Genomic DNA, 26436 nt, shown 5'->3' with positions numbered 1-26436 from the left:
TAGAATGGTGCGCAAGCAGGCTATAATACGGTCTGACGACCCGCCCTGCGCACGAACCGGAGACGACTATGAGATGGGATGAACTTGAAGAAGAGCCGTGTTCCATGGCCCGCACCATCGGCGTGATCGGCGACCGATGGAGCCTCCTGATCCTGCGCGAATGTTTCCTGCGGACACGCCGGTTTGAGGCCTTCCAGTCCGCCCTCGGCATCACCCGGCATCTTCTGGCCGAACGCCTCAAGAAGCTGGTCCGTCTCGGCGTCCTGCGGCGGGTCGCCTATCAGGAGTCGCCCAAGCGGCACGAATACATCCTGACCCAGAAGGGCCTCGACCTCTACCCGATCATGATGGCGATCGTCCATTGGGGCGATATCCATATGGTCGACGAGCGCGGCCGCCCGTTGCTTCACGAACATCAGAAATGCGGCCACCAGTTCGACCCGGTCACCGTTTGCTCCGAGTGCGGCGAACCGTTGCTGGCGAAGGAAGTTCACGTCCATCCCGGCCCGGGGGCACGCCCGAAGACCATCCCGCCGAAGCCCGCGAAGGCGGCCAAAGCAAAAACCTCACGCACAAAGGCCCGCGCGGCCTGAACGAAACGTCGCAATCTGACACACAGCCATATCGACTCGCGAAACAAAGGCGCCAGATTTCTGGCGCCTTTTCGTTATGCGCTCTTTTGCGACGTGTAATGGCCGGCAAAGCGGCGGCGCAGCTCCATCTTCTGCACCTTCCCGGTGGCTCCGTAGGTCAACGCGTCGACAAAAATCACATCGTCGGGCATCCACCACTTGGCGATCTTTCCCTCAAGGAAGGCAATGATCGACTTCGCGGTCGCCGGCTCGGAGGCGGACGGCACCACGACGAGCAGCGGACGCTCCTCCCATTTTGGATGCGGAATGCCAATGACCGCCGCCTCAGCCACGCCGGGACAGCCGATCGCCAGATTCTCGACGTCGATCGAGCTGATCCACTCGCCGCCGGATTTGATGACGTCCTTGGCGCGATCGGTGAGCTGAATGTAATTGTCGTCATCCATCACGGCGAGGTCGCCGGTGTTGAACCATCCATCTTCCAGCAACGGCTTTTCTTCGCGGTAGTAACCACTGAGAACCCAGGGGCCGCGGACCATCAGGCGGCCGCTCGATTTGCCATCGCGTGGCATCTCGGCGCCGTTTTCATCGGCGACCTTCACATCGACACCGTAAATGGGTTGCCCCTGCGTGGTTTTTCGGCGTAACCGTTCTTCCGGCGGTGCCTTTGCGGTCTTGCGCGACGGCTGCGTTGACGTCCCGCATGGGCTGGTTTCGGTCATGCCCCAGACGTGGTTGACCGAGACACCGAGGCGCTCAAAGCCCGCGATCATGCTCGGCGCGGGAGCGGAGCCTGCAACCACAAGCCGTTGCATCGTACCGGCTCCGCGGCCTTGCTCCTCGAAGTGCTGGAGCAGTGCCGAATAAAGCGTTGGAACACCGGCCGTAACGGTAACGCCCTCCGACCCGATCAGTTCGGCGATACTCGCCGCATCCATTTTGGGTCCCGGCAAAACAAGCTTCGCCCCGACCATCGGCGCGGCATGAGTAAATCCCCAGGCTCCGTTGGCGTGAAACATCGGTGTCATTGGCAGCATCGTATCCACTGCCGCCAGTCCCATCGAATAAGCCCCGGTGATCGAAAGGCAATGCAATACGTCCGAGCGGTGGGAATAAAGGACACCCTTCGGATTTCCCGTTGTGCCCGACGTATAGAACAGCGACGAAGCGGACAACTCGTCGAATATCGGCCAGGCGAAGCCTTCATCGCCGGCGGCGATGAAATCTTCATAGCATTGAAGATTTGGAATACGCGTGGCGGCGGGCATCGACGCGCGGTCGGCCATCAGAACGAACAGACCAACGGTCGGAAGATCAGGCGCGAGCTTCTCCACCAGCGGCAAAAAAGTACTCTCGAAAAACAGGACTTTGTCCTCGGCATGATTTGCAATGTAGACGAGTTGCGCCGGGATCAGTCTCGGGTTGATCGCGTGCCAGATGGCACCCATGCCCGTCACGCCGTGTTCGATTTCGAAATGGCGATAGTTGTTCCAGGCCAGTGTCGCCACGCGGTCGCTGTGCTTGATGCCGTGGCGCTGCAAGGCGCTTGCCAGTTGACGTGCTCGCCGCGCCGCATCGCGATACGTGTAACGATGGATCGGCCCTTCAACCGTGCGTGACACGATTTCCGTACCTGCGTGAAACCGGTCCGCATGCTGCAACAGCGACGACAGCAGCAACGGCTGATTTTGCATCAAGCCCTTCACGGCCTCTCTCCTTAAATTCTCAAGCACGGATCAATGAAAAAAGCCGGCATCTCGAAAAAGAGTACCGGCCTTGATTTACCTCGCAGGCTATTCAGACTTCGCATCGAGCACTTCGCTGAACTGATCCCAGTTCTCGCCGGTCCAGCGCTGCAGGCGCATTTGAGTGAAGTCCTGGTTCACGCTCTCGCTCGTGTTTACGACGACACCTGGCAGTGCGGTCGGAAGAGCGATGTCCTTCAGGTTCTTTGCCTGCTTGAGAATGTTTTCACGAGACAGGTCGTTTCCGCACTGTTTGATGATCTGCTCGAGGATCATCCCCTGCGTGTATCCAAAGATATAGTTGCCATCCGAGATATCGACGCCAGGCATATACTTGTCGACAAAGGCCCGATAGTCATTCATGCCCTTGTCCTTGTCCCACTTGGTGTCCGTCGGATCCTTGATAATCGTTCCGACGACTACGCCGATCGACTTGTCCAGCCCTGCGGGCTTCAAGGTGGCACCCACCGAGGCTGACGGGTAGTTCAAGATCAAGAGAGGCTTCCATCCGATCTCGGATGCCTTGCGGATAGCTTGTGCTGCGAACTTCGGCGTTCCCGCCACAAGCAAGGCTTCCGCGCCCGAACTCTTCAGATTGACGATTTGGGAATCGACCGTCGGATCGGCGATCTCATAGGCGGCGGTGACAACGCGCTTGTCGAATTCGTCTTTCATCAACGCCTTAAAGGCATTGACGTAGTCTTTTCCAAGATCGTCGTTCTGATAGAGGATCGCGTATTTCTTGCCCGGCAGGGTCTTGTTCAAATATTTCGCGTAGATTTTTCCTTCGGTATCGAAGCTGACAAGACTCGTCGTGGTAATCGGGAAGTCCGTTATGTTGGTGAACTTGTTCGAACCGCTGACAATGCCAAGCGCCGGAACTTTCTTGCCAATCAGATATTTTGCCGTTGCTGTATTGCCGGGCGTGCCAAGCTGGCCAAACATGAAGGCAATTTCATCGCTCTCAACCAGCTTACGAACATGTTCGACCGCCTTCGGCGGGCTGTAGGCATCGTCATAGGCGATGTAGTTGATCTTGCGGCCGTTGATGCCACCGCGATCGTTGACCGACTGCACGTAGGCGAGCACACCCCGACCGACGAGGCCAATGGATGATGCCGGCCCGCTGAACGGGAACACGCCTCCGACCTTGATTTCGGTCGCTGTGACACCGGGCATTTCACTGGCGGAAGCAGACGCGGATAACGCCAGCACCAGAGCCGACGCGAGTTTCAATCCCTTGATCATCGTTTCTCCTCCCCTTGTGACAATGCCCTGTACCGCATCACTCGGATCGGGCTGGCAGGCCTGTTTCAGCTGCGGCCATTACATTGGTCGTCACTGGAGAGAGGTTACAGTTCTTTTTTTGAACTAGTCAAGCAATCTTGGTTTCTATGCTGCTGTCATTCTTTGACCAACACTACCGCCTTCACTAATGCACTTGATTTTATTTAAGAATTTTGGGTTCGTTCTGCTAATATTGCACCAAGAGCGCGATGTTTTCGGCCTATAAATTTGGCCTCATAGTGATCAATTCTCTTCAGGTGGCGATTTAGTTCCAAAATCAAACGCTCCTGATCTGTTGAGTCATTGTTTGACAGCGCTTGCTCGATGGCGGCAACACGCGCCTTGTAAACGCACTGCAAGCCAAACGCTGCCAACGCCGCCTTGCGCGCAGCAGACATCGACAAGTCATTGTTCGACCGGACGATAGCTTTCGCCAGCCTATCGGCGGAATAAGCCGCTACCGGATCTCGAGCAAAATCTGATGCCAAGCCGTGCTTTTTCGAATTTCGCGCGGATCGCACTTTTCCTCCGGGGCTGCGCGGGCCCGTACTCTTCAAAGCATTCCGACGATTTGCTTCGATCTGCCGATTAGAAGCCACAACCACCTCCCTACTCATCTGCCTGAGTGAATTCTCCTTCGATGATCGCTAATGAGGCTTGCTCCAAACGCTTAGCCCTGACCGCATCAAGCCGTGCTATTTCACGCAATGTTCTTGCGCGTCGAGATTCGAGATCAGAAATACTGTCATCGATATCACCAAGTCGCGACGCACAGAGTTTGTAAGCGTCGGCCAACACCGAATTGCGATCATGTCCTCTTGCAGCAAAGCGCTCATCAATCCTCGAGCCGAACTCACCGCCTGTTGCCCACTTACGCGCTTCGCTCTCCGCCTGAATAATCGAGTAAAGTGCCGAAGGAATATCATCGGTGTCATCGTAGGTCGTCCTCATTAGGCGAACCACGACCTCAATTTCAGCTTCCAGCAGTACACCAGCGCGTATACTCCGCAGACGCCGAATGTCCCACGTCTGATAGGTTACGTCGGCACAATAGTTCCAGCTGACAATATCGTCCGCACCAACCGCGCTTGCCACCGCGAGTAGGTATGCCTCAAACTCTTCGCGCTTTTCCAAACGCATCAAGATCGGCTCGCCTAACAGTTCCCAAATGTGTTTAGGAATTTTTGTTGGCTTGGCTAAAACTCGTCGGTTCGACACCGGAACTTCCTCCTATCGCGGTCGAATCAATCTTGAGTTTGGAACCAGATAGTGAGCGCCAAAGTGTCCTAACAAGGAATCTTTTCAGCTGTGAACAGCGGGGACTACCTTTTTCCGGCCGCAAACAAGCCGTTTTAAAACCCAGCAGTGCCAGCTCGGAGCGCCAGACATGGAAATCATCGATATAGATCGCGCCACGGACACATATGATGCTTACAGCGGTCGCCTCACCACAATAGGAGACGCCATTACCTCCTACTTGAACGGGGGCATTCAAGCATCCCTGGCAGATCATCTCCTGCGTCTTGAACAGGCGCTAAGGAAGACGTTCAGGGAGGCCAGCATCTTCTCGATTATGCTATCCGAGCATTCCATCCAAGAAATGCCGTTGCTTGTGTTTCAACCGGCTAAGTTGGCCAAACAAGTGAGCGCAAAGACCCGATTGTTGCTCGAAATCAGGCGGTCTGTCGAAATTCTGGCGAGGGTAGATGCAGCGAAGCCAAAAATTCCTGCAAAAGATGAGTTTGCTTCTAACCCGTAACTAAAACGAACGGACGAAGATGCCAAGCGTCGTCCAACGTCTGGTGGAAACGCCGAGGAATCCGCGATCTGGCCTTAGGAGCGAGAAACGAAAGGCGGTTTAATTTTACTTGCTTCCGAGAAATCCCGAAACGCCAAAAACTACGATTGGGCGATGCGCAGCGCGGTGATTTTCGGCGCCTATGGAAACATCAATTTCTTTCCGAGCAATGCGGCCAGCACCGGTACTAACTAGGGCGCGCCTTCATACGGGCTCTATGCCTAACTCCCCAAAAGCGGGATACCGAGCGGACCGCTCGTAAAGTCTATCGCTCCAGGAACGAGGCCAAGGCGGATGTGTTCGATTACATCGAGCGGTTCTACAACACGACCCGGCGTCATTCGACGATCGGGTACGTCAGCCCCGTTGAGTTCGAACGGAAGCTGGGATTAGCTTAACAAGCCGTCCATCAAACCGGCAGCAGCTCATGTTGGAGAGATTTGGTGTGGAGAGACCGCATTATTCGGCGACACGACTTCAACAAACAAAACAGATCGGATTTTCGAATTTACCGAGACGCGCGGCTACACTGTTGAACTGATTTCCAGGAAGAGTGGGAACCTGCGGACAAGAATCATAGATCGCAGTCAGTTCTAATCGCGCTATGACGCACAGCGCGAACGTGCGGCGCTTATTCCTCCACATGCTGTTCTACATCACCAAGCGCGTCGTCAGCAGCGTCCAGGATTGCAACGCCATTTAGCTAGCGAAGTTCACAGCGAGCTGAACCGCAACGTGCGACGCGCATCATCTGCGCGCCGCCATGTGCGTGTTAGCAGCGGCCCTGCTTCCAAAGTCCGGGAGGGCAGCCGCGGCCACGCCAGCCGACCTTACGGCCATGGCTCCAGCCGTGCCGCTTGAAGCTGTGATGTTTGCCCCAGCCATGTCCCCTGCCATGGCCACCCTTAACCTCAATGAGGTCGGAGGACCCGGTTTGGCTGATTGCGGGACTCGTTGAATGGATGGGCAGTGCGGAGGCCTGGGATGCCGCGAACGCGACAGGCAGGGCAATGGCAAGGGCGAACAGAATCTTCTTCATCGCGTAGTCCTCCGTGATGGTGGTCCAAGATGCCGTGCGGGTGAGGTCTCGCAAAGGCCATCGAGAGCATCCTTGCGTCGCGTGCCTGAACACCAGATGAAGGAACTCATTCCGCTTCGAAAGGCCTCCATGCCACCGCGGTAGTATCTCGGAAACGGGACCAAGCCCTTCTTGAAGTATCACCTCGCGGGTTGGTCGATTTCACGGGACGTGCTTAAGTGCCAGATGAGGAGAAATTAGCGAATGAGAAACACCATCAGACTCCTGGTAACATTCCTGGTGCTCGTTGCTGTGACGCAGTTCTCCACCATCACCCCGATCTCTGCACGCGGCGGAGGAGCGGCGAATATCATGGCTTCTCCCGGTTATCAGCGTGCGCTGGAGGAATCGCGCAAACGCTATCGGGACTCCGCGAAACGGCCAACTGCGCGATCGCAGGCGGTTACTCCGCGCAAGACATGGCGACATCGCGGGCAACGTCACTGAGCCCGCGGAGCGCTGCGCGCTGCCGCGCTCAAATTTCCCGATTCTGATCCTGTCTTGCCGTGCGAATCACATTTTAAGGCACGGCGCCCACGCCGATCCCAACATCGCCGCCAAAGCGGATGCAGCTATCCGAACCTGGCATGCGCACGAAGCCCGAACCGAATTCGACGCACGGCGCTGGGCGAGCGCGCGCGACGGGTTGCGGTTTGGCTGTCTGATGCGACGGCGCGGCGTGCGGGCGTTGCCGTTTGACTTTCGGGTCGCTCTGCTGCGCGGACGCGGCAGACGTCAGTGCGACGGACAATGCAGCAGTCGCGATCGATCGGAGAGTATGTGCGAGAGCCTGATGCATCGTCGTCCCTCTCAGCTGGTTGCGGATGCGCGAGTTAGCGCGGTTGCTGTGCCACGCGCTGCACGAGGATACGCATGTTGTTGCGGCTGCCGGCGAACACCGCGTGGCGATTTGTATTGATGTACAGTAAGCGGTCGCCATCGGAGATGCGAGCTTGCAGCGAATAAGTGCGGCGCGACTTGATCAGCGTCTGGTCAAAGCGCAACCGATAGGGGATCGGGCTGCCGGTGGCACCGGTGATTCGATCCTCGGCAATCACCTGCGCCGACGCGTCGGCGAGCGAGATGTCGATGAGTTGCACAAGCACGGTTGTATTCGGAGGCAATATCATGCGTTCATGATAATTTACGGTTCCCATCAGCATGGTGTTCTGCGCGGAAGCGCTTGCAGCAGGCAACAGGGGACGAGAATTACGATGATACCGCGTTGTGAAATCTTGAAAGCCTCCCGCTTCTTCCTATGAACCGGAAGTTAGGCCATCGTCCGTCGTTTGTCAGGCCTTGCTATAGGAACCCTAACTTACGGAATCTCCGCGCCCCAGCTCCGCGCGGTTTTCACGATCCAGTCTCTATATAAAGTGAGTGGCGTCACGCCGGTGAGGCCGCCGCAGCCCGCGGAGTTGTTCGCGCCGGTCGACCAGCTCACCACGCCTGCGATTACGCTGCGGCCATCCTGATCTTCGAACGCAGGTGCGCCCGAGTCTCCGGTGCAGGCGCCCATGCCCGCACTTTTGTTCTGGGTTTGCGGATCGACCAGGCGCACCTGCAAGGTGCCGGGCTGGCCGGTGACGGCAAGCGGCGCCGCGCGCACCGTGCCAACGCCGGAATCGCTGCCTGCGACTGTGGATCCTATGCCGACGACGGTGAAGCGCGACACGGCCGAAAAGGGAATGCGCGGCACACCCAGAAGCGCGGCCGATTTGCCGGGCATCGGCGCGGACAAGCGCAATAGCGCGACGTCCGCCGTCGCCCGATGCGCCGCGATGGATTGCGCATTGTAGCGCGGATGAACCGCCACCTGCCGCGGCGTGATTAGCCGCGGCAGCTTTTCTGAATAGTCGATCACGCGATTAGCTGTGCCCGGCGCGATGCAATGCGCGGCGGTCAGGATGATGTTCGGAGAAATCATCGTTCCGGTACAGACGCCACCACCCGCAGCAGCGACCGTGACGATGGACTGCGCAACGCCCGCGCTCGGCGCGGAGCGGCTGCCGACGATGGCCACCGCGGGACTCGAGCATGCAACGGAAAGTGCGACGAAGACGGCGAGGCATATTTGACTAGGGCTCATGGCTTCATGGTCCCTGAATCATCAATCCTGTCAACACCTCATATCTTAGCTGAAGTACGTCGGGCGAATCGGGGTTCGTCATTCGCGAGGAAATGGTCCATCCATGATCAAGGTTATGAAGGTGTCTTTAAAATCCCCTATGAAGCCAGGCCATGTTCTCTCAAGATAGTTGGCAATCTGCGGGCTCCCAAGCATTGGAAATAGGAATTTCCATGCAACCACGAAAACGAGAACGCAATTTGCGATCTGCTCGTCAGTCATTTCATCGGATGTCAGGACATCTTGCCGGTAGAGGCAATCAGGAGCTGTCGTAATTTTCTGAGCGGCCAGGAGGGCGGTGAACTTCTCGTCGCGAATAATCGTCTTTACCTGGCTCAGGACTTCCGAAATATGCGCTCTTCGAGCAGCGGCCTGCTGTTGCGCTAGCTTCTTTCCGATCGCCCGGCGCACTCGCGCTCTTTGCGCCAAGAACTCTCGTGTCTTCGTCATGTTGGCGCCCCCATCCCAATTCTCTTGCAGAGACGGAACAGCGGTTCGAGTGTGTTCGATCTATAAACCCGCATCCTTTCAAGTCGCGCTTTCGTAACGCTCAACCAGATCTCGTTTGGTAAAACGAGAAGCGGAACGATGATGTATCCCTTTATCTCCGAGGTCCAATCATCAACTCTGACGACCACGAGTATGTCAGGCTTAGCCAACCCGTGCCGTCGAAGCTGCCACTGGTTCTTCCCGCACGCTGGATCGGCGCATCCTGCCACGACCGCGATTTCTAGTTCCTCGTTTACACAGACCTGCGAACAATCCCGGTCGTGGCTAACCACCCCTCCCCTTTTTGCAATCTCTTCTGCGATGTCGGCCACGATTGACTTGCGGAACTGCGGAGCTTTTCCTCTTTGAAACCTGCCGATGTAGCCGATCTTTCGATATGCTGGTACGAGGCCCCCGAAATGCTCCTTGTAGGTATTTACACACGGGGAATGACGATCATTCCCGACGATGCTGGCATTGATGCGTCCGTTGTTGCACCAGATTGCCGTGAGTGAATCGAGCATCTCCCGCTCAGAGTATGGGCGAGCATTCTCAATCAATCGATATTGCGCCTCCCGGAACCTGCCAGCTGACACAAGTGCATCGAATGCTCCATCGCATATGACCCATTCTGATCGGGGTCTTTTGATCGACTTTGAATTGAGCTTTCGTGCGGTACGCGCGAAGACGGCGGCTCCCATATATTTTGGATTTGCCAGGATGTCACGTATAGCGACCGGCTTCCATATTCGCCCCGAGGAGTTGACTATCTTTCGATGGTTGAGCTTGCGCGCGATCTCATTGATCGAGCAATTCTGGTCCAAGAACATGTTGTAGATGTCATGAACGATCGCCAACTCCTGCGGCGGACCTGGCACCAAAATTGTTCGATCTGTCGTGATTGCCTTTCGATCTCCGGCGCTCATCATCAATCTTGCCCTTCCGCTATCATCTACAGCAAGACGTCGCAGGCCGTATCCGGGGGAAGAGCCGACGTAGAATCCCTTTGAAACACTCCGACATTGACCGGCAAATACTTTTGCAGAGAGCTCTCGACTAAATTCTCCAGCCATCGCACGTTTGATGTTTTTGAGCAGTGTCGAAAGCAGACTTCCATCGTTGATAAACTGTTCGGCGCAATACTCGACCGTTACACCGGCTTCTTTGCAGAGAAACTCGTAATATGCGCTCTCATCGGCATCCTGAAAGCGTCCCCAACGGCTGACATCGTAGACCAGAATCGTACTGAAGTTGGCAAAACCGGATCGAACATCCTGCATCAAGCCGCGAAGCGCCGTGCGCCGCTCAATTCCAAGTCCGCTTTTGCCAGCGTCCTCATAGCTGCGTACGATTGTGAGACCTCGCCTGGCCGCATACAGAGCAATTGCTTCAGACTGATTTGCAATCGAGTAGATCTGCATGTCGGTTGACATGCGCACGTATTGAGCCGCGCTATTTTCGAGCAGGAGCATGCGCGATCAAACCGCCAAAGGATGAAGGTGTTACCAAGACGCTTGGTACAATTAGGTTCGACACTGCGATGTAAGTTACTCAACTGGAACCATTGCGGAATCAACGAACATTTGTCCGCGAACCGTGATCGCCGCCCCGTTTGACATTGCCGATTTTCGGAATATAATCCTAGACAACAATTTGAGGATTTGCGATGGGCCCAGACGAAGTAGACATCCGCTTTTGGCCGCTGAGGGTAATGGTGCGCGGCAACCGCGCTGTGGCTGCGTTGCGATGGCCACTTACCATCGCGTTGATCGTCCTCGCGCTCACCCTTGGCATCGCAGTGGGGTTCCACCTTTGAGGTTTTATGGAATGCACCCCGCGCCCAATTCGAAGATGTGGGCGAAGGCTGCCCAGATCCGCGTTCGAGCCAGGGACGACACCCGGCAGCGTCAGGTTTGGGGATAGCTTTACTGCGAGCTACCGTACATTCTGCGCGCTCATTTCACGCCTCGGGATGTCATCCAGAGATCGAGTGCCGAGTTGAGAGGATCAATCCCCCTGCTCTTCCACCAATTTTCTTCTCTGCCAACGCGATGGTTTTCGCGATGATGTGCTCGGCAAAGCGGTACGACAAATTCGTCGCTTGTTTTTCGCCCCAATGCGCGTGGTTGGGGGAAGCGCAGATGATGGGCGTCCGAGGGAGATCGTTCGCAGATCAAACAAGGCTGCGAGGCGACAAATCGTAGGTGGGCTTTGTCACGATGGCGTCGAGGCTCGCCAAGCGTAAGCTCGCTCTTGTCGATCTTCGGATTCTCGATTGGATCGGCGGCCGGCTCTGTCGGGATAGCTTCAATAACCCCCGAAGGGGGTATGACACCTTCCCTGCTTCCGTTACCCCTCCTTTTCTTCGGATTCCTTCTCTGTTTCTTTGATGATCCAATCGGTGCAGTACCTGAAGGCGTTGATTGAGTATCGTCGCTCGGCTTGCGCTCCGAGACCGACGGGCGCGCAGTTGTCTCCGTTGCTTGATCTTGAAGCTCAGCCATCTTGTCCGTGAATGCTTGTTCTATGAGCTTGGCATCGCTCGCCACGAGGCGGTTTTTTGCTTTAAGAATGTCTGTGGCGCGTACCTGCAGATCTTCGATCGTGGCCAAGGCATCGATCCAAGATTGAATTTGAAGCCGCCTTGAGCATGAAGTGTCGGTATCCACAACAGCTGCTTGCGTTTTACTCCGGGTCGTGGGAGCCGAAGCAGCATCAGCATGCTGAGAATTTCCATTCTGGGCAGGTTCAATCCTCCGGCTGAGTTCCGGATTTTGCAGATCGGGCGCATCCAAATCATCTTCGCCCGCGATGCCAACGAGGGTGAACAAGGCATAGCGCCGTGCGTAAGTCAGGGCTGCTCCCATTCGTCGCGGCGCGGCGGTGTCCGACAGCTGGCAGACTGGCCAGTCCGACGAAATCCATTCCCCTGAGGTATGCATCAGGATCGTCGTCAGATTGACCAAACCACTCGCCCGATCGATGTCGGTCGTTTGGGCGACGGCAATCTGCTGGCCGCCTAACGTTTTGCGAACAATCTCGAGACCACTCGACAGCGACGCATACCGAAACGTCTGGGGGTTATCGCCTCGGTTGTTGTGATGGATCAGGCCAACCAAGGATTTTTCCGGGTTGGAGAGTTCGGTCTGGGCCTTGGCCAGAGCGGTCGCGATCGCGGCCACGCTTTCACTGGAGCGATGCATGGCCGCCCTCCATGTCGACCAGATCAAAGGTCACCGCGCCGGATTTGGAGCGTTTGGCTCGGATGCCACGCCCCATGGCCTCCTTGGCGTCGTCCGGCATGAGCACTTTGAGCTCGGTCTTGGCCCGCTCGTGGTTGAGATGAGCGTTTCGTGTTTCAAGGTAGAGAGATGCGAACTCGGCCCAGGAGTTGGACGCGTTCATATCGACCACCCGGACGGCTTCGATCCGCGGCTTCGGTGGTTCGCAGTCGAACAATGCCGGCGGCTCACCCGTCTTGACCGCGCGCCAGAAGGCCTTCTCTGCGGCAATCAGGACAGTTTGGTAAATCGGATCGGCCTCGATCGCCAGTTCCACCCATTTGCCGCCACCACTGATGATCGAGAGCACCGACGTCCTGGTCTCGGCGACCAACATGTTGTGTTGAAGCTGGGCCATATGTTTCTCCGCGGCGGCCCCCTCCGAGAACGACCACGGCAGCATGAATTTGGCTTCAAAGACCGCGCCGGTTGCTTCCACCAGCCCATCGAGGGTGGCCGCCATCCAGGGAAATGCCCGGTGAATGGTGTGGCGCTGAACGGCCACGATGCGATGCCCGGACTGACGTTCGAACCAGCGGCGATTGAGGTCCTCCGTCACAAGACCCAGCTGGACAATTAACTCACCCGAAAGATCCAATCCGGCGACCTCGCCCCGCTTTTCCTTCCAGAGCCGCAGCAACGCCTTCTCGTCCTTGCCCATAATGATACGGGCGTCCGATCCACCGATGAAATAACGCCGGTCGATGCTATGCGATTGTTTCTTTTGCGAAATTGACATTGGTTAGCCTCTAGTTGCGGTTTTGAGGTAAGTATGAGTTTGCCTATGTACGATCATCCAATCAACATTTTATATTGAACCATGCAGAAAACTTCATGTCAATTGGAATTGTGTATTCGATAACCGCGGGCCAGTGCCGCGCAGCGCGCGCGTTGCTGAACATCACGCAACCGGCCCTCGCCGAGATGGCGGGCCTTGGACTGTCGACGATCGTGGATTTTGAGAAGTCCCGGCGTGATGTGTCACGGGACGCCGTTCATGCCATCCAGAAGGCGCTAGAAGGCGCCGGTGTTCAGTTTATCTCGCGAAATGGTGCAGGACCTGGCGTGCGCCTGCGCAAATAGTACACACGAGGTGGGGGTTGCTACACCAAAAGCGCGGAAATCCGCGCAGGTATCTCAGCCTACACCACCGGCCAAAAGACAAAGACGATGTCTAAGCTGATAGAAGCTTGATTACCTGCCGAGTCGTATCGCCGATAGCCGCGGCCCCGACTCTGTCTCGATGATGACGCGTGCAGTTTGGCCGGACTTGAGTTGCGCCAACAGCGGAGCCTGATCGCGCGGCATGATCAGCCACGCTGGCGCCGTTACAGATGCAATATTGCGGGGATCGATGCAGCGGATCGGCACCCGCGCGTAGAATAGCTGATTTGTAGCGAGATCAGTGCAGAGCGCCGGAGCCGGATCGGCGCGTATGGCGAGCTCGATGGCCTGGCCCGCAATGCGCGACGCTCCAAACCGATCCGCAAACAGTGGCACGACCACATTCGCAAGCGCGATCTGGAAAGCAGCCAGCGCGCAGACGCCAACCACCATGATGCCTCGCAGGCGTGCATACGCTGTTCCCGCAAGTGTATCCCAAGCGAATCCGGCAAGCACCGCGAGCGCGGGGACCCATGGCATCGCATAACGGCTGTTCGAGCCCGGCCAAATCACCACCGCGATGGTGCAAATGCCGGCATAGAGCGCGAGGGGCAATGCGACCGGCGGAACGTCCGCGCCGGACTTATTGCGCCCCGCGTGCCACATCAGGAAGGGTGCCAGCAGAATGGACGGCAGCACCTCAACAATAAGATTGAGAAAAACCCACGTATTCTGCACCAGATAGTCCACGAGGCTGGGTGCGGAGTGCAAGCGCGCGTAACTGATCCACGTCGCTTCATCGCCAGGCTGATAAACCGCCACCGCCCAAGCAATGGTCGCCGCTGCAGGCATCGTCAGACAAACAAACAGTCCAGGAATGTCGCGCCAACGGCGAATGACGACGACATAGGCGGAAACACCGAGCGCAAAATAACCGACGGGCTGCGGGCCTTTGGCCATTGCCAGAACGGCTAGTAGCAGTCCGCATCCGATCCAGCGCCAGAAACCGATACGTCCAGCTTCAACACCATTCCACCACAGAACAAAGGCCGCGAAGGAAAGTAACGTCACCAGCGTATCCGGCTCCGCAATCGCCAGCTTCTGCAGCAGCATCGGCGAAAACATGAAGAACAGCGCAGCAAGCAGCGATGCATTGCGGCTGGCATATCGCCGCGTCAGCGACTGGACCAGCAGCGCGGTCAGTACCACCGCGATCATCGCAGGCAACCGCGCGGAAAACTCATTGACCTCGCCTGTGACCGCCGCAACTCCGGCGATCAGCCACGGCAGCAGCGACGGCTTTTCGTTCCAGCGAGTTCCATAGACCTCAGGCTGAAGCAGGTTGCCGTTGGACAGAATGTCCCGCGCGATCTCGGCGTTCGTCCCTTCCTCCCAAATGAACGATCGCACCGAAAGGTTCGGAAACACCGCAATTGCCCAGAGGCAGACGATCAGCAGCGGAGCAGCCCCTCGCCATGCCATCAGCGAGGACAGCCAGGCGGCCATGCTTCGCATCTCAGCGGGCCGCACGCGGCGGGACAAGAAGCCCGGTAATCCGCGCCGGGACGCCCGCCGAACCCCACCACCGCGGCTGAACCACGAAATCGAAGCTGATGGCTCCAGGCGCGGCCGGCGCGACCTGGTGCTTCAGCCAGACCTGACAGGTTTCCTCGTCCGGAAGGCATATCGTCGCCCAGCCCTCCCGCAGCGCCGCCTCGGAGGGCGTTTGCCAGACATATTGCTGATTGAAGGGTATGACGAAAGCAGGATGATCCGGGGCGTAGAAGGCCAGCGCCGTTGCCAGCTTGTCGCCGCTGACGGTTTTCAGGGGACTGGACGAGATCTGACGCCAGCGCTTCATCACCTCGGCCGCGGCAGGACTGTAGTAATTGCGCCCCTCGCTGAACGGGTGCCGGTTCCGGTAATAGGCATGCGCAGGAGCAAGCAGAACCACCGCGATCAGGGTAAGCGCAAGCACGCCCGCCGCCAGCCTCCGCGTCTCGGTCCGGCTGACCGGAAACTTCGCGGCACAGACCGCGACAAGCACAAAGGCAAATAGCCCCGGTGAGGCCCAGACTGCGCTAAGCGAGTTTCCAAGCATCAGGCTGACGGCAGGCGGGGAAATGATCGCACCTACTGCCACCAAAAGAAGCAACATCAGGCCTGGATCCAGCCGCCTCAGCCCTTTGAGATAGTCCCCGGCTCTCGTGCGGATCATGACGGCCCAGACCAGCCCCGGCAGTGCCAGGGTGGCTGCGAGCCCCAACAGGAAGATCAGGCCGGACAGGAAAGCGCGGCCCATGGTGAGGCCGCCATGGGTCGCCAGCGCGTAGCCGAAAGGACTGATCCCCGAACTGAGCATCCAGTGAATGTGAGGCGCCAGGAGCGGCAGGCCTGCGACCGCAGAAATCCAGGGCGCCGGCGACGCAAAGTAGGTCCGGCGCGCCGGGTGACAGATGGCGGCGAACGCGAACCCGAAGACCAGAAAAGCGGAATAGTACTTGCCAAGGATCGCAAGAGCAGCGGCCAGTCCCGCCGCCACGGCCCATCCGGCGTGCCGTGTCTCAAACGACCGCAGGAAGCAATAGATCGCAAGCGGCCAGACCGCGAACAACACCGAATTCGCATTGAAGCGCTGCGCCTGGAATTGATAGACCGGCAGCAGCAGCAACAGCAGCAGCACAATCGCGCGCTTGTCGCCTTGCGCAAACCGGCGCGCCGTCAGATCGATGATCCAGAGCGCGATCGCGGAATTTGTCATCGCCAACAGGTGGAACGACCAGTCCCTGATGGGAAAAACCATCGTCCATGCGTGTGTCACCCAGCCCATCAAGGGCGGATGCTTGGCGCCGCCCCAGTCCAGCGTTCGCCCAATCGCCCATGCTTCGATGACATCCGGATGCAGATCGGCGTTCAGGTACGCAATGCCGAGAAATGCCGTCCACAAAGCGGCGAAGAGCGCGAGGAAAGCCGGAATTCCCCAGCCTTCCTCCACACCGTCGAGCCACGTATCGAGAAACGAGGCCATGGCGGCGTCATCTCACCTGCTGCGGCAGCGTTCAGCCGCGGCCCTTAGCCGTATCCGACTATTCCGGTGAGGGTCAATACTGACAGGATTTCTGCGCCGCCCCGGGGCCTTGCAAGGCCCGACACGCGGCTTCGATTGCTATATTCATCTTCGCAAAGACACGCGAATCTACACGGCATCGAGGCACACCATCGTCATGCCCAATCGGGATCACTCCAGCCTGCGGCGCGGCCCCGTGCTCGCCGTTCTTGGGCTTGCTCTGCTGCTGCCGGTGCTGCTCGCCATCGTCGTGTTTCCGACCGTGATGTATGATACGCGGGAGCTGATCGCATGGGGCCGCGAATTCCCGATCGTCACGCCGTTCCATCCGCCGATGATGGTCTGGATTGGCGGGACTGTTGACAGGCTCTTTGGCACGTCCGCCGCGGTCATGATCCTGACCGGACAACTCCTGATCGCGATCGGACTCGTTTATTTCTATCGCACGCTTCGGCTGGCCACCACGCGCGACAACGCCCTGCTCTTCACGTTCCTGTACGGCACATCGTCCTATACGATCTTCGCACCCCTCTCCTTCGCGCTCAACGCCGACATCCTTCAGCTCACATCGTGGCCCGCTGTTGTCTTTCACTTTCTTCGCGCGGTCCAATCCGATCGCATGCGTGACTGGATCGCGTTCGGCTTCTGGTCCGCCGTGGCTCTGCTGACAAAGTACAATGCGGTGGTGCTGTTCTTCGGAATGGCGAGCAGCATTCTTCTTTTGCCAGACTGCCGGCGGGTGTTGAAGCGCCCCGGTTTTTACGCTGCGATCGCGACGGGCGTGGCGCTGATCCTCCCTCACGTCGTTGCCGTACTGAGACATAGCGCTGCGTTCGAATATGGGCTCGACCATTTCGACTTTCAAAATCCACTCTCGCAACGGCTGGCGGGCGTCGTCGAACTTCTCGCGGGCTATCTGACCTTCGCAATTCCCGGATATGTGTTTGTCGCGATCGGCCTATGGAAGGGTTTTCTGAAAATCCACGCCCCGGAGTCTGACCTGTTTCCGGCATCCCGTTTTCTGCTTTTTACGGCAGTGTCTGCCCATTTGGCTCTGGTTATCCTGGTGATGGTGACCGGGCTCAACTTCCTGGCGCGGTTCGCTGCGCCCTACATCATGCTGACGTTCCTCGCCGCCGCGCCGCGCATGGAATGGAGCCAATACTGCAAAAGCTGGGTTGAACGCAGCGTAGTGCCTTCCATCGCCGGGCTCTACCTCGTCGCTGGCATCGCCGTTGCCGTGGTCTTTACGGCATTCGCAAGCCACAGCGCGATGCAGGAACCCACCGCTGAAGCGGCGCGTCTGATCCTCAAAGATTGGGACAGTGAGTATACCTGCGGACCCGCCTACTTCATTGGCGGCCGGCAAGCCACCTACGGCGTCGGGATCGAGGCCGGACGCAACGTGACCACGCTCGCATATCGGGAAATCGCCGGAGCGGCCTGGTACGATGACGACAAGCTCCGCAAGGGCGGCGCCGTCGTGATCGACACCGATCCCGAGTTCAAGGAGCGAATGGCGAAATTCCTGCCGGGAAAGACGTATTCAGCCGAGAGCAGCGTCACCATTCCGCTCAGACGGACATGGACTGGAAAGCAGTTCATCTTTCCCTATCGTTTCATCGCGCCACAGGGATGCTCGCGCTGACCGAAGGCGAAGCCGTAACGCGATTCGCCGAACTGGAGCGTCAATTCAAAATGCGCCGATAGGCATCGATGACCAAACCGGCACTCCGCTGCCAGTCAAACTCGTGCGCGCGGGTGATCCGTGCTGTCCGGCCCGCGGGATCCATATGATCGGCGCTATCGAGCGCAGCCTTGAGCGCGCCGGTCCAGCCGTCCACATCGAGAGCGCCAACCCGCCGGCCGGCGTTTCCGGAAATTTCATCCATTGCGGTATCTGCGCTGTGCGCCACAGGCGTCCCACATGCCAGCGCCTCAACAACCGGCATTCCAAATCCCTCATAGAGCGACGGCGCCAGCAGCAAACGCGCGCCCTCGTAGAGATTCCGCAATTGTGGATCGGTCACGTCATGAACGAAACGAACCGAGCCATCCCTGACCAGCGCCTCAGTCTGTTCGGGCAGATCGAGATTGCCCCACCCCCTTCCGCCTGCGAGCACGAGCGGATACCGGGCACGGTCCGGCGGCAGCAACTGCGAATAAGCCTGGATCACGGTTCGAATGTTCTTGCGCGGCTCATGCGTCCCCACGACGAGGAAGAATTCTCCGTACTTCAGATCCAGCGTATCGAGCCCGGGCTGCGTCCTCTCTTTACCCAGCGGTGAAAACAGCGACGCCGCGGCTGGCGGCGCGACGAGTATCTGCGCAATTGGATAGCCGAACAGGTCGGCGATTTCCCGCCTGCTGAAGTCCGAGATGGTCTGCACCAGAGGTGCGCGTTCGACCGTCTGCCGTAGCGGTTCCAGCCATTTGACACGATCGCCCGGATGAAATTCCGGATGCCGAAACGTCGAAAGATCGTAAATCACCGGCAACACCGGAACACCGGGATCGGTCAGCGGCCTGAAATTGAATGCATGAAACAAGTCGAGCGATTGCTTCTGCACCGAGGACACGAACTTCTTCCGGCGCATCTCGCGATGGATCGCGGCCGCTCCGCGCAGGCCCGGGAGACGGGCGGCGCGGTCGCGCACGTGGCGTCTGACACGGGTGTAAGAGCTCAAAGGCTCCCCGGTGTCAACTTGCTTGCGCTGTGCGATTTCCTGTACGGACGCAAGGTCGAACCTGCGCCAGACCGGCCCCCGGAATCCTGAAAAGCTCAGTTCGGAATCCAGTTCCAATGCACACCGAACGATGTTGAACGTATAGTTCGCCACGCCCGTCATCGGGCCGCTCAGGATACTGGATTCAAAACCTACGAGCATCGGGGCGATGGAACTCACACGTTGGAAGCCGCTCAGTTATCGGATATTCGGTCTGCGGTACGGAAGATATGACGGGACTGCATTCGCGACACTATCGTAATACACCGATCAGTACTCGTGGGCATGGTACAGTGCGACGACTTCCTCAACCGGACCGAAGGCCCTCACGCTTCCCCGGTCCATCCAGATTCCCTTGTTGCACCAGCGGCGACAGACATCGAGGTTATGCGACGCGAGTACGAGAACGCTCGCTTTCTTAACGAAAGAATCTATGCGTTCCTCTGCCTTGGCCATGAAATGCGCGTCGCCCGCCGAAATCCATTCGTCCATCAGCAGGATCTCCGGCTCGTAGCAAGTTGCTACGGCAAAAGTCAGCCGCAGGATCATGCCTGACGAATAGGTCCGCACCGGCATGTCGAGATAGTCGCCGAGTTCGGTGAACTCAACGATGTCCGGCAGGAGGCGATCGACTTGCCTTGCCGAAAGGCCGAGCAAGAGACCACGAATCCGGATGTTGTCGTAACCGCTGAGGTCGCTGTCGATACCAAGTCCGATATCGAACATCGGGGAGATCCGGCCATGAATTTGCACGGTGCCAGCGAACGGCTCGTAGATGCCCGCCATCACCCTCAAAAGCGTTGTCTTGCCGGCGCCATTGGCGCCGATCAGAGCGAGCCTGTCGCCCTTATCCAGCGACACCGATACGTCGCGCAACGCGTCGATGGTGATGCGGTCATTCGCGTCGCGGGCAATGCGCCCAGCGGAACTCCGCGAGAGGATCGCCTTTTTCAGCGAACGCGACCCGCCGTGATAAACCGGAAAAGACACGTTCACGCTGTCAAGACGAAGAAGCGTCCGTGGCCCGTTGATATCGTGAGACTGCAACATCGGTCTACACCCAGTACGAAATGCGAGCGCGGAAACGGATGAAGAAAGCAATCGCAAACATCGCGTTCAAGAACGTAATGAGGGCCGCCGCAAAATAGTTCGCTGCCGATGGCAGTTGCCCAAGCAGTGGCGCGCGCGCGATCTCAATAAGGTGAAAGAACGGATTGAAGGTCACCACGCTGGCATGTTCACCGAGCAATTCAGGTTTCCACATGATGGGCGTCACAAAGAAAGCGATCTGGATGAAGCTTGCAATAAGCTGGGGGATGTCTCGGAACCGCGCCGACATCATGCCGAGATACATACTTGCGAGCGCGCCATTCAGCGTCACCAGCAGGAATCCCGGAATTGCGTAGAGCGCCACGCTGCCGGGCCAAATTTGGAAATAGATGAGGATGCCAAAGTAGATGACGAAGTTATGCGCGAAGATAATGACCCTGCTCCACATAAATCGGAGTACATAGACCGAGTACGGCAAGCGGATTTGCTTGATGTAGGATTCCGCGCCTGTAAACAGCGTCCCGGCTTCGGAAAGAATGGAGCTGATATAACCCCAGACCAGCAGCCCGACGCAGAGGAACGGCATAAAGTCGCGCAGCTCCGCCTTGAAGATCTTGGAATAAACCAGACCGAGGGATACGACCATGATCGCCATGCTGGCGGTGAGCCAAAGCGGGCCAAGCAGCGAGCGCCGATAACGCTGCAAGATATCGTTCCAGCCGAGCTTGCCCCAAAGAGCCCACAGGGAGAGGCCATCAACGGCGTCCTGCAACGCCATTTGCGCCTGGTTGCGCATCTGCCTCTGCCCAGCCATCAACATCGGATACTCACTTGTCCCTGTAGCACGTCAGCAGCCATCGCTTACCGAGTCGACCGGCGCCGTTGAACGGCCTCTTTATAGACGTCTTGCATGCGAGATAAAAACAGCGGCTGGCTGAATTCGGCATAGGCACGCTCTTTCCCGGCCGCGCCAAGCCTGGCGGCGAAGTCGGGCTGATCCAACAGCCGGCGCAGCGCCTCAGCGAATTCGACCGGCTGGCCCGGCGGAACGGTCAACCCCTCCTTGCCGTCGCGCGCCACGTTTGGCACCGCTGTCGCAAGATCTGTATTCACAACCGGCTTGCCGGCGGACATCGCTTCCAGCTGAACGATCCCGAAAGCTTCAGCTTCCGTCACTGATGGAAATGCCAGCACCTTGGCGGCATGAATGTACTGCTTGACTTCGTGTGGCTCCAGGACGCCCACAAACTTCACCCGATCGACGATGCCGAGTTCCGCCGCAAGCCTGTTGAGATCGGCCTTGAGCTGACCTTCACCAATGATGACCGCATAAGCATCGACGTCCTGCATTGCGCGCAGAAAGACCTCATAACCCTTGTAACTGACCAGCCTGCCGACCGCGACCACAAGCCTCGGATGTTGCTTCTGCAAGCTATCGGCGGCCTCTCGCTGCGCTGAACTTAATTCGCCCCAGTACGTCACGTCGCATCCATAAGGAACAACGACGCATTTGTCGGCAAAATCCTTCAGAAAAGGAGACTTCTCGACGATGGCCTGATCGGAAACCACAATCGTATCCGCGCGCTTCAGTGAGTGCCGGATGAACGGAGCCAACAATCGCATCAGGCGGAGACGACCGATCACTTCCGCATGCCAATGCACGATCAGAGCCGGATCTTTCGACATCAGCGGAACACCCAGATCCGTCAACGGAAAGGGAGCATGATGAACGACAATATCGAAGGCCTTTGCCCGTTTGACGAACCTGAATGGGTAAGCCGGAGCTAACGGGGTCGACATGGCCGTCCCGATGGATGCGACCGCCTCGACGTTCACTCCTTCGAAATTATACTTGCGCGCGAAGCCGCGTTCGCGCGCGACAAGGACCTCTGTCGCAAATCCAGATCGCGAAAGTTTCGCCAGCATCGCTATGACGGAGGGAATGCCGCCATAAATGCCCGGCAGATAAACCTTGTAGGCGTGCAGAACCCGCATCAACATTCAACGCTGCGGCGGCCCTTACTAGGTTCCCCGCTCTGTGGTGCGTTATTCTGAATGAAATCGATCTGTGCTCTAACCATTATGGAAACCAGCTCACGAAAATTGACCTTTGGCCGCCAATTCAGCACGGAGCGAATCTTGGCCGTATTGGCGCGCGTATAGTGACTATCGACTTTTCGAAGCAAACCCGGATCGACGCCGACATGGTCTGTCCATTTGCGGCCGACCAGACCGAACGCCTCGTTGCAAAATTCCTCGATCGAGTGATCTTCCCCGGTGCCTATGACGTAGTCATCCGCGGTATGATGCTGGACGATCAATTGCATCGCCTCCACATAGTCACCCGCAAAACCAAAATCGCGCCGCACGCTCAGATCACCCAGGGCGATTTTTCCATCGCGCAGTATTGGCTGACCTCGCTCATCCGTCTCCGATGTCTCGGTCAGACCAATCGAGACCGCGGCCGCCGCATAGGCAATTTTCTGCGACACGAATGAAAGTGGACGTTGTGGGCTTTCGTGGTTGAACAGAATCCCCGTCGAGGCGTGAAGGCCGTATTGCGTCCGGTACGCGCCGACGATGCGATGGGCATAAAGCTTCGCAGTACCGTATGGAGATTTCGGGACGCACGATGTCTGCTCATTCTGGATACGGTCGGCACTGTCTCCAAAAATCTCGGACGACGAAGCCTGGAATAACCGGCAGCCTGGTTTGTACCTGAGCAGCAGCTCGCAAATTTGCTGCGGCAGAAATGCATTTACTTCAGCCGTCTCCCGCGGCAATCCCCAGCTCAGGACTGGCCGAGAGACCGCGGCAAGGTTGTAAATCTCGTCAGGCATCACGCCTGCAATCAGCGAATCGAGAAAATCGCCATCGGTGGGGTCGCCGACATACCAGTGCGCACCGTCATGATGGGGATGGGTCTGGCGGCGTGACTGAGCGTGTACGATACACCCCTGCTTGCGGAGTAAATCGATAAGGTAATAGCCGTCTTGGCCGGAGGCTCCGGTCACCAGTATTGTTCTTTTCACGGCATCCCCATATTCCGGACCAATATAGCGGCAGCGATCTCAATCAGACATCAGAAAATTCTCTTCCAAACGTAAGAAAATCTTCTTTGAGATCGGCCTGAAATCTCTTTGAGATCGGCCCGCCTGGGCAGGAGCGGCTGGCGATGTATCTCTTACTTATTCGTTGTAATTGAAATGTTTGAAACCATGCTGCTTCACGAGCTCGTCTCGCTGAGCAACCTTCATATCTTCTCTCATCATCTCAGTAACGAGTTCGACAAAAGATGTCTTCGGCGACCATCCAAGTTTACGGTATGCCTTCGCCGGATCTCCCAACAGCGTCTCAACCTCGGCGGGCCGGAAGTAGCGCGGATCGACTTCGACGATACACCGTCCGGTGGCAGCATCGTATCCTTTTTCATCGACGCCCTCTCCTTCCCAGCGAATGGCAATATCGACTTCCTTCGCCGCGACCTGGAGAAACTCGCGAACCGAGTGTTGTTCGCCGGTTGCTATGACGTAATCCTCGGGTGCGTCTTGCTGCAACATCAACCACTGCATCTCCACATAGTCGCGTGCATGTCCCCAGTCGCGAAGCGCGTTCAGATTCCCTAGATAAACTTTCTCCTGAAGGCCAAGTTTGATACGAGCGAGCGCTCGCGTGATCTTTCGCGTGACGAATGTCTCGCCGCGAATTGGCGATTCATGATTGAACAGAATGCCATTGCACGCAAACAGCCCGTAGGCCTCGCGATAGTTCACGGTAATCCAGTACGCATACAGCTTCGCAACAGCATAAGGCGAGCGAGGATAGAAAGGCGTGGTCTCTTTCTGAGGCACTTCCTGAACAAGCCCGTACAGTTCCGAGGTCGAAGCTTGATAAAACCGGGTTTTCTTCTCGAGTCCGAGAATGCGGATCGCTTCTAGAATACGAAGCGGACCAAGCGCGTCGGAGTTCGCCGTATACTCCGGCTCCTCGAAGGACACCGCGACATGGCTCTGTGCCGCGAGATTGTAGATCTCGTCCGGCTGAACTTCCTGAACGATGCGGATGAGGCTCGAGGAATCGGTCAGGTCGCCGTGATGGAGCGTCAGGTCATAACCCTTGTCATGCGGGTCATGATAAAGATGATCGATACGATCAGTGTTGAAGAGCGACGTGCGCCGCTTGATCCCATGGACCGAATAACCTTTGGATAACAGCAATTCCGCAAGGTATGCCCCGTCCTGGCCAGTAACCCCGGTTATTAGCGCAACTTTTTGCAACATTCTTACGGATTCTCTCAAAGAGCTACTGGGCCAAGAGTGCGGTCGGTTGAAGTATTCAGCTTGCGAATTCATCGGGCATCCGCACCGGCATCATCCGCTTGCCCCATCCATTACGGTTATCGTGCGGCTGGAAGGACATCAAGGTCGCGCAACAGTATCATCGAATTATTTACTCACCCTGAATAATCCTGTATCGTGAAGGGGTTAGTCCAGCGGACCGTTATTTCGACACTGGCCAGATGCTAGCGCATCAAGAAAGTCCGATGACACCTCGCTCGCAAGCAGGGCGTGTGCCGGTTTGCCGGGAAGATTTGTCCAGCCGTCACCAAAAACGACGTGATCGTAATCGCCGAAAGCGGCTGTCGAAAATTTGATGATCCGGAAATTCGGCAAACGAAGGCCCAAACTACGGCACAACGAATAAATTCTGGCTCTGCTGCACGCCTCGGGTGAGGCGAACGTGACGTCGTATTTGCGGGCAAGCGTTTCTGCAATCTGTAGAAGCTCTTCGCACTCCGCAGACATTCTCATCGACGTCGATGAGCATAGAAGGATGCGTTTACGGATTTCGAGGTCGTCCCGTTCCTCAGGCTTCTCAACAAGCGGCTCAAAAGCCGGCAACGACACTTCGGAAGTCTGACGAGTATCAAGATACCTCTGCCACCGACCGAGGAATTTATGATGGTTCGCCGCCACGACATTATTCAGTTCGGGGGACGACCAGACTTTCGACGATGTGCTGTTTTCATGATGATACGCATCAGCGTCGGCGCAAAAGTAGGTGTAAAGGCCGATGGAGCGGAGCCGCAGCGCGAGATCGACATCCTCAAAATAAGCAGGGTCGAACAACGGATCGAAACCACCGATGCTCAGAAAGACATCCTTTCTGAGCAACAGACAGGCTGCGGAACAGTAATCTACGACATGATTGCCCTGCTCGAACCGATTGTCGATCAGAACGCCGCCATTGCCCTGCCGCAACGGCCATCCGGACGGGAGAATGAACGCGCCAGCCTCTTGCACACGACCATCGGGATAAAGCAATCTGGGCCCTGCCGCACCCGGAAAGAATTCGTCATCAAAGACCCGAAGAAGTTTTGCGAAGGTGCCCCTTGTGAGAACGACATCGTTGTTCAGGAGTAAAATATACTCGCCGTGGGCCGCCTCGGCCCCAATGTTGTTAGCCTCGCCAAAATACAGATTCTCGTTGAGCGAAATTAGCCTGACCGATGGCGGAATTTTACTTCTGAGCAGTTCCCAATCCGATTCGGAACTGCCATTGTCGACAACGATAATCTCGTAAGGGATGGCCGCTTCGTTTTGAATCACGCTGTCGATGCAATTCACAGTCAACGCGCATCCGTTCCAGTTCAGAATGATCACGGAGATCTTCAGGGATTCAACACCTGGATTAGCCGCAACGACTGTGTGTGCGTCAATCACGAAAAATTTTTTCCGATCCAGCCACCGATCGCCCTCAGTGGGGCCGTCAATCGCCAGCTCGTTGAGGAGCGCAGCAACGCTATCTCATCTTGCAGACGTTTACGCTCCGCATCGGCATGACTATCCTTCGCCAGCATCAGGTTGAGCTTCGCCCGGAGCTCTGTGACCTGCAGCTTCAATTCGTTCAGCTGAGATGAACTGCCTTCCATACGATCCCGGACTTGGTGCTGCCAGACAGGCGGCTTACGCAACAACCTATCGCGAATAATGATACCTTCTACCGCACAAAACGCATAGCGTCAGCATATAGCGTCTGGCGATAATCAACGGCGCCTATTGCGGTGATGCCTTGGTCAGACAGTAAACA

At 57.2% G+C, this 26436-nt stretch carries 26 protein-coding genes and 1 pseudogene; 6 read left to right on the top strand and 21 right to left on the bottom strand.

What is annotated here, in order from left to right:
• Nucleotides 1-68: 68 nt before the first annotated feature.
• A complete protein-coding gene (locus AC1Q6J_RS10585; protein ID WP_492279286.1) occupies nt 69-593 on the top strand; it encodes a winged helix-turn-helix transcriptional regulator in 525 nt (174 codons plus the stop codon).
• A 74-nt stretch (nt 594-667) separates the two neighbouring features.
• Here AC1Q6J_RS10585 and AC1Q6J_RS10580 read toward each other — a convergent pair whose 3' ends face one another.
• The 4 genes from AC1Q6J_RS10580 to AC1Q6J_RS10565 all read right to left on the bottom strand — a co-directional run bounded on the left by AC1Q6J_RS10580 (nt 668) and on the right by AC1Q6J_RS10565 (nt 4843).
• A complete protein-coding gene (locus tag AC1Q6J_RS10580) occupies nt 668-2287 on the bottom strand; it encodes a long-chain-fatty-acid--CoA ligase (RefSeq protein WP_492279438.1) in 1620 nt (539 codons plus the stop codon).
• A 99-nt stretch (nt 2288-2386) separates the two neighbouring features.
• Nucleotides 2387-3586 (bottom strand): ABC transporter substrate-binding protein, encoded by a 1200-nt coding sequence (locus AC1Q6J_RS10575; protein ID WP_492279285.1) that lies wholly within the window; start codon nt 3584-3586, stop codon nt 2387-2389.
• 203 nt (nt 3587-3789) lie between these two features.
• Complete coding sequence (locus tag AC1Q6J_RS10570; protein WP_492279284.1) at nt 3790-4113, bottom strand: hypothetical protein; 324 nt, start codon at nt 4111-4113, stop codon at nt 3790-3792.
• A 121-nt stretch (nt 4114-4234) separates the two neighbouring features.
• Nucleotides 4235-4843 carry a hypothetical protein gene (locus AC1Q6J_RS10565; protein ID WP_492279283.1) on the bottom strand — a complete coding sequence of 203 codons (609 nt, stop codon included), beginning with the start codon at nt 4841-4843 and terminating at the stop codon, nt 4235-4237.
• Between the two features lie 169 nt (nt 4844-5012).
• Here AC1Q6J_RS10565 and AC1Q6J_RS10560 point away from each other — a divergent pair, with 169 nt between their 5' ends.
• Together AC1Q6J_RS10560 and AC1Q6J_RS10555 are read left to right on the top strand one after the other, a co-directional pair.
• Nucleotides 5013-5384 (top strand): hypothetical protein, encoded by a 372-nt coding sequence (locus AC1Q6J_RS10560; RefSeq protein WP_492279282.1) that lies wholly within the window; start codon nt 5013-5015, stop codon nt 5382-5384.
• Between the two features lie 281 nt (nt 5385-5665).
• Nucleotides 5666-5821 (top strand): annotated as a pseudogene (locus tag AC1Q6J_RS10555) (IS3 family transposase); the annotation flags it as partial.
• A gap of 374 nt (nt 5822-6195) precedes the next feature.
• Here AC1Q6J_RS10555 and AC1Q6J_RS10550 read toward each other — a convergent pair.
• Nucleotides 6196-6462, bottom strand: coding sequence for a hypothetical protein (locus AC1Q6J_RS10550; protein ID WP_492279281.1), 267 nt, complete (start codon nt 6460-6462; stop codon nt 6196-6198).
• A 243-nt stretch (nt 6463-6705) separates the two neighbouring features.
• On the opposite strand from AC1Q6J_RS10550, the gene AC1Q6J_RS10545 reads away from it, so the two are divergent.
• The gene (locus tag AC1Q6J_RS10545; RefSeq protein ID WP_492279280.1) at nt 6706-6948 is read left to right on the top strand and encodes a hypothetical protein; all 243 of its coding nucleotides are present in this window, start codon (nt 6706-6708) and stop codon (nt 6946-6948) included.
• Nucleotides 6949-7334: 386 nt separating this feature from the next.
• On the opposite strand, the gene AC1Q6J_RS10540 is transcribed toward AC1Q6J_RS10545, so the two are convergent.
• From AC1Q6J_RS10540 to AC1Q6J_RS10515, 6 genes are all read right to left on the bottom strand, one after another.
• On the bottom strand, nt 7335-7664 hold the full coding sequence (locus AC1Q6J_RS10540) for a YbaY family lipoprotein (RefSeq protein WP_492279279.1): 330 nt from the start codon (nt 7662-7664) through the stop codon (nt 7335-7337).
• Between the two features lie 155 nt (nt 7665-7819).
• Complete coding sequence (locus tag AC1Q6J_RS10535; protein WP_492279278.1) at nt 7820-8590, bottom strand: S1 family peptidase; 771 nt, start codon at nt 8588-8590, stop codon at nt 7820-7822.
• 78 nt (nt 8591-8668) lie between these two features.
• A complete protein-coding gene (locus AC1Q6J_RS10530; protein WP_492279277.1) occupies nt 8669-9079 on the bottom strand; it encodes a hypothetical protein in 411 nt (136 codons plus the stop codon).
• Nucleotides 9076-10590 (bottom strand): recombinase family protein, encoded by a 1515-nt coding sequence (locus tag AC1Q6J_RS10525; protein ID WP_492279276.1) that lies wholly within the window; start codon nt 10588-10590, stop codon nt 9076-9078. Before AC1Q6J_RS10525 ends, AC1Q6J_RS10530 begins: the two co-directional genes overlap by 4 nt.
• Before the next feature lie 483 nt (nt 10591-11073).
• Nucleotides 11074-12321, bottom strand: coding sequence for an ERF family protein (locus AC1Q6J_RS10520; protein ID WP_492279275.1), 1248 nt, complete (start codon nt 12319-12321; stop codon nt 11074-11076).
• Nucleotides 12305-13060, bottom strand: a complete 756-nt coding sequence (locus AC1Q6J_RS10515) for a YqaJ viral recombinase family protein (RefSeq protein WP_492279274.1) — start codon at nt 13058-13060, stop codon at nt 12305-12307. The genes AC1Q6J_RS10520 and AC1Q6J_RS10515 overlap by 17 nt, the downstream gene beginning before the upstream one ends.
• 173 nt (nt 13061-13233) lie before the next feature.
• On the opposite strand from AC1Q6J_RS10515, the gene AC1Q6J_RS10510 reads away from it, so the two are divergent.
• Complete coding sequence (locus tag AC1Q6J_RS10510) at nt 13234-13482, top strand: helix-turn-helix transcriptional regulator (protein ID WP_492279273.1); 249 nt, start codon at nt 13234-13236, stop codon at nt 13480-13482.
• A 111-nt stretch (nt 13483-13593) separates the two neighbouring features.
• Here AC1Q6J_RS10510 and AC1Q6J_RS10505 read toward each other — a convergent pair whose 3' ends face one another.
• Together AC1Q6J_RS10505 and AC1Q6J_RS10500 are read right to left on the bottom strand one after the other, a co-directional pair.
• Nucleotides 13594-15009, bottom strand: a complete 1416-nt coding sequence (locus tag AC1Q6J_RS10505; protein ID WP_492279272.1) for an ArnT family glycosyltransferase — start codon at nt 15007-15009, stop codon at nt 13594-13596.
• Nucleotides 15010-15019: 10 nt separating this feature from the next.
• Entirely contained in the window at nt 15020-16531 is a 1512-nt protein-coding gene (locus AC1Q6J_RS10500; protein WP_492279271.1) for a glycosyltransferase family 39 protein, read from the bottom strand.
• A gap of 196 nt (nt 16532-16727) precedes the next feature.
• Here AC1Q6J_RS10500 and AC1Q6J_RS10495 point away from each other — a divergent pair, with 196 nt between their 5' ends.
• Nucleotides 16728-18218, top strand: a complete 1491-nt coding sequence (locus tag AC1Q6J_RS10495) for a glycosyltransferase family 39 protein (protein WP_492279270.1) — start codon at nt 16728-16730, stop codon at nt 18216-18218.
• 40 nt (nt 18219-18258) lie between these two features.
• Here the strand turns inward: AC1Q6J_RS10495 and AC1Q6J_RS10490 are convergent, their stop codons facing one another.
• The 8 genes from AC1Q6J_RS10490 to AC1Q6J_RS10455 all read right to left on the bottom strand — a co-directional run bounded on the left by AC1Q6J_RS10490 (nt 18259) and on the right by AC1Q6J_RS10455 (nt 26320).
• Nucleotides 18259-19476, bottom strand: coding sequence for a glycosyltransferase family 4 protein (locus tag AC1Q6J_RS10490; protein ID WP_492279269.1), 1218 nt, complete (start codon nt 19474-19476; stop codon nt 18259-18261).
• 90 nt (nt 19477-19566) lie between these two features.
• Nucleotides 19567-20346, bottom strand: coding sequence for an ABC transporter ATP-binding protein (locus tag AC1Q6J_RS10485; protein ID WP_492279268.1), 780 nt, complete (start codon nt 20344-20346; stop codon nt 19567-19569).
• A 4-nt stretch (nt 20347-20350) separates the two neighbouring features.
• A complete protein-coding gene (locus AC1Q6J_RS10480) occupies nt 20351-21142 on the bottom strand; it encodes an ABC transporter permease (protein ID WP_492279267.1) in 792 nt (263 codons plus the stop codon).
• 65 nt (nt 21143-21207) lie between these two features.
• Nucleotides 21208-22341, bottom strand: coding sequence for a glycosyltransferase (locus AC1Q6J_RS10475; RefSeq protein WP_492279266.1), 1134 nt, complete (start codon nt 22339-22341; stop codon nt 21208-21210).
• A complete protein-coding gene (locus AC1Q6J_RS10470) occupies nt 22341-23360 on the bottom strand; it encodes a GDP-mannose 4,6-dehydratase (protein ID WP_492279265.1) in 1020 nt (339 codons plus the stop codon). The genes AC1Q6J_RS10475 and AC1Q6J_RS10470 overlap by 1 nt, the downstream gene beginning before the upstream one ends.
• Before the next feature lie 174 nt (nt 23361-23534).
• Entirely contained in the window at nt 23535-24626 is a 1092-nt protein-coding gene (gmd, locus tag AC1Q6J_RS10465; RefSeq protein ID WP_492279437.1) for a GDP-mannose 4,6-dehydratase, read from the bottom strand.
• Between the two features lie 204 nt (nt 24627-24830).
• A complete protein-coding gene (locus AC1Q6J_RS10460; RefSeq protein WP_492279264.1) occupies nt 24831-26069 on the bottom strand; it encodes a glycosyltransferase family 2 protein in 1239 nt (412 codons plus the stop codon).
• Nucleotides 26066-26320 carry a hypothetical protein gene (locus AC1Q6J_RS10455; RefSeq protein WP_492279263.1) on the bottom strand — a complete coding sequence of 85 codons (255 nt, stop codon included), beginning with the start codon at nt 26318-26320 and terminating at the stop codon, nt 26066-26068. The genes AC1Q6J_RS10460 and AC1Q6J_RS10455 overlap by 4 nt, the downstream gene beginning before the upstream one ends.
• Nucleotides 26321-26436 lie beyond the last annotated feature (116 nt).

The sequence above is a fragment of the Afipia sp. MLSD5-FHT05B12 genome (genome assembly GCF_058793355.1).
This window is presented reverse-complemented; position numbering and strand designations above follow the sequence as displayed.

Bases quoted from the DNA above. Each gene is read 5' to 3' on its own strand.
- AC1Q6J_RS10585 (WP_492279286.1), top strand. From the start codon at position 69: ATGAGATGGGATGAACTTGAAGAAGAGCCGTGTTCCATGGCCCGCACC.
- AC1Q6J_RS10580 (WP_492279438.1), bottom strand. From the start codon at position 2,287: ATGCAAAATCAGCCGTTGCTGCTGTCGTCGCTGTTGCAGCATGCGGAC.
- AC1Q6J_RS10575 (WP_492279285.1), bottom strand. From the start codon at position 3,586: ATGATCAAGGGATTGAAACTCGCGTCGGCTCTGGTGCTGGCGTTATCC.
- AC1Q6J_RS10560 (WP_492279282.1), top strand. From the start codon at position 5,013: ATGGAAATCATCGATATAGATCGCGCCACGGACACATATGATGCTTAC.
- AC1Q6J_RS10550 (WP_492279281.1), bottom strand. From the start codon at position 6,462: ATGAAGAAGATTCTGTTCGCCCTTGCCATTGCCCTGCCTGTCGCGTTC.
- AC1Q6J_RS10545 (WP_492279280.1), top strand. From the start codon at position 6,706: ATGAGAAACACCATCAGACTCCTGGTAACATTCCTGGTGCTCGTTGCT.
- AC1Q6J_RS10540 (WP_492279279.1), bottom strand. From the start codon at position 7,664: ATGCTGATGGGAACCGTAAATTATCATGAACGCATGATATTGCCTCCG.
- AC1Q6J_RS10535 (WP_492279278.1), bottom strand. From the start codon at position 8,590: ATGAGCCCTAGTCAAATATGCCTCGCCGTCTTCGTCGCACTTTCCGTT.
- AC1Q6J_RS10530 (WP_492279277.1), bottom strand. From the start codon at position 9,079: ATGACGAAGACACGAGAGTTCTTGGCGCAAAGAGCGCGAGTGCGCCGG.
- AC1Q6J_RS10525 (WP_492279276.1), bottom strand. From the start codon at position 10,590: ATGCTCCTGCTCGAAAATAGCGCGGCTCAATACGTGCGCATGTCAACC.
- AC1Q6J_RS10520 (WP_492279275.1), bottom strand. From the start codon at position 12,321: ATGCATCGCTCCAGTGAAAGCGTGGCCGCGATCGCGACCGCTCTGGCC.
- AC1Q6J_RS10515 (WP_492279274.1), bottom strand. From the start codon at position 13,060: ATGGGCAAGGACGAGAAGGCGTTGCTGCGGCTCTGGAAGGAAAAGCGG.
- AC1Q6J_RS10510 (WP_492279273.1), top strand. From the start codon at position 13,234: ATGTCAATTGGAATTGTGTATTCGATAACCGCGGGCCAGTGCCGCGCA.
- AC1Q6J_RS10505 (WP_492279272.1), bottom strand. From the start codon at position 15,009: ATGGCCGCCTGGCTGTCCTCGCTGATGGCATGGCGAGGGGCTGCTCCG.
- AC1Q6J_RS10500 (WP_492279271.1), bottom strand. From the start codon at position 16,531: ATGGCCTCGTTTCTCGATACGTGGCTCGACGGTGTGGAGGAAGGCTGG.
- AC1Q6J_RS10495 (WP_492279270.1), top strand. From the start codon at position 16,728: ATGCCCAATCGGGATCACTCCAGCCTGCGGCGCGGCCCCGTGCTCGCC.
- AC1Q6J_RS10485 (WP_492279268.1), bottom strand. From the start codon at position 20,346: ATGTTGCAGTCTCACGATATCAACGGGCCACGGACGCTTCTTCGTCTT.
- AC1Q6J_RS10480 (WP_492279267.1), bottom strand. From the start codon at position 21,142: ATGCGCAACCAGGCGCAAATGGCGTTGCAGGACGCCGTTGATGGCCTC.
- AC1Q6J_RS10475 (WP_492279266.1), bottom strand. From the start codon at position 22,341: ATGCGGGTTCTGCACGCCTACAAGGTTTATCTGCCGGGCATTTATGGC.
- gmd (WP_492279437.1), bottom strand. From the start codon at position 24,626: ATGTTGCAAAAAGTTGCGCTAATAACCGGGGTTACTGGCCAGGACGGG.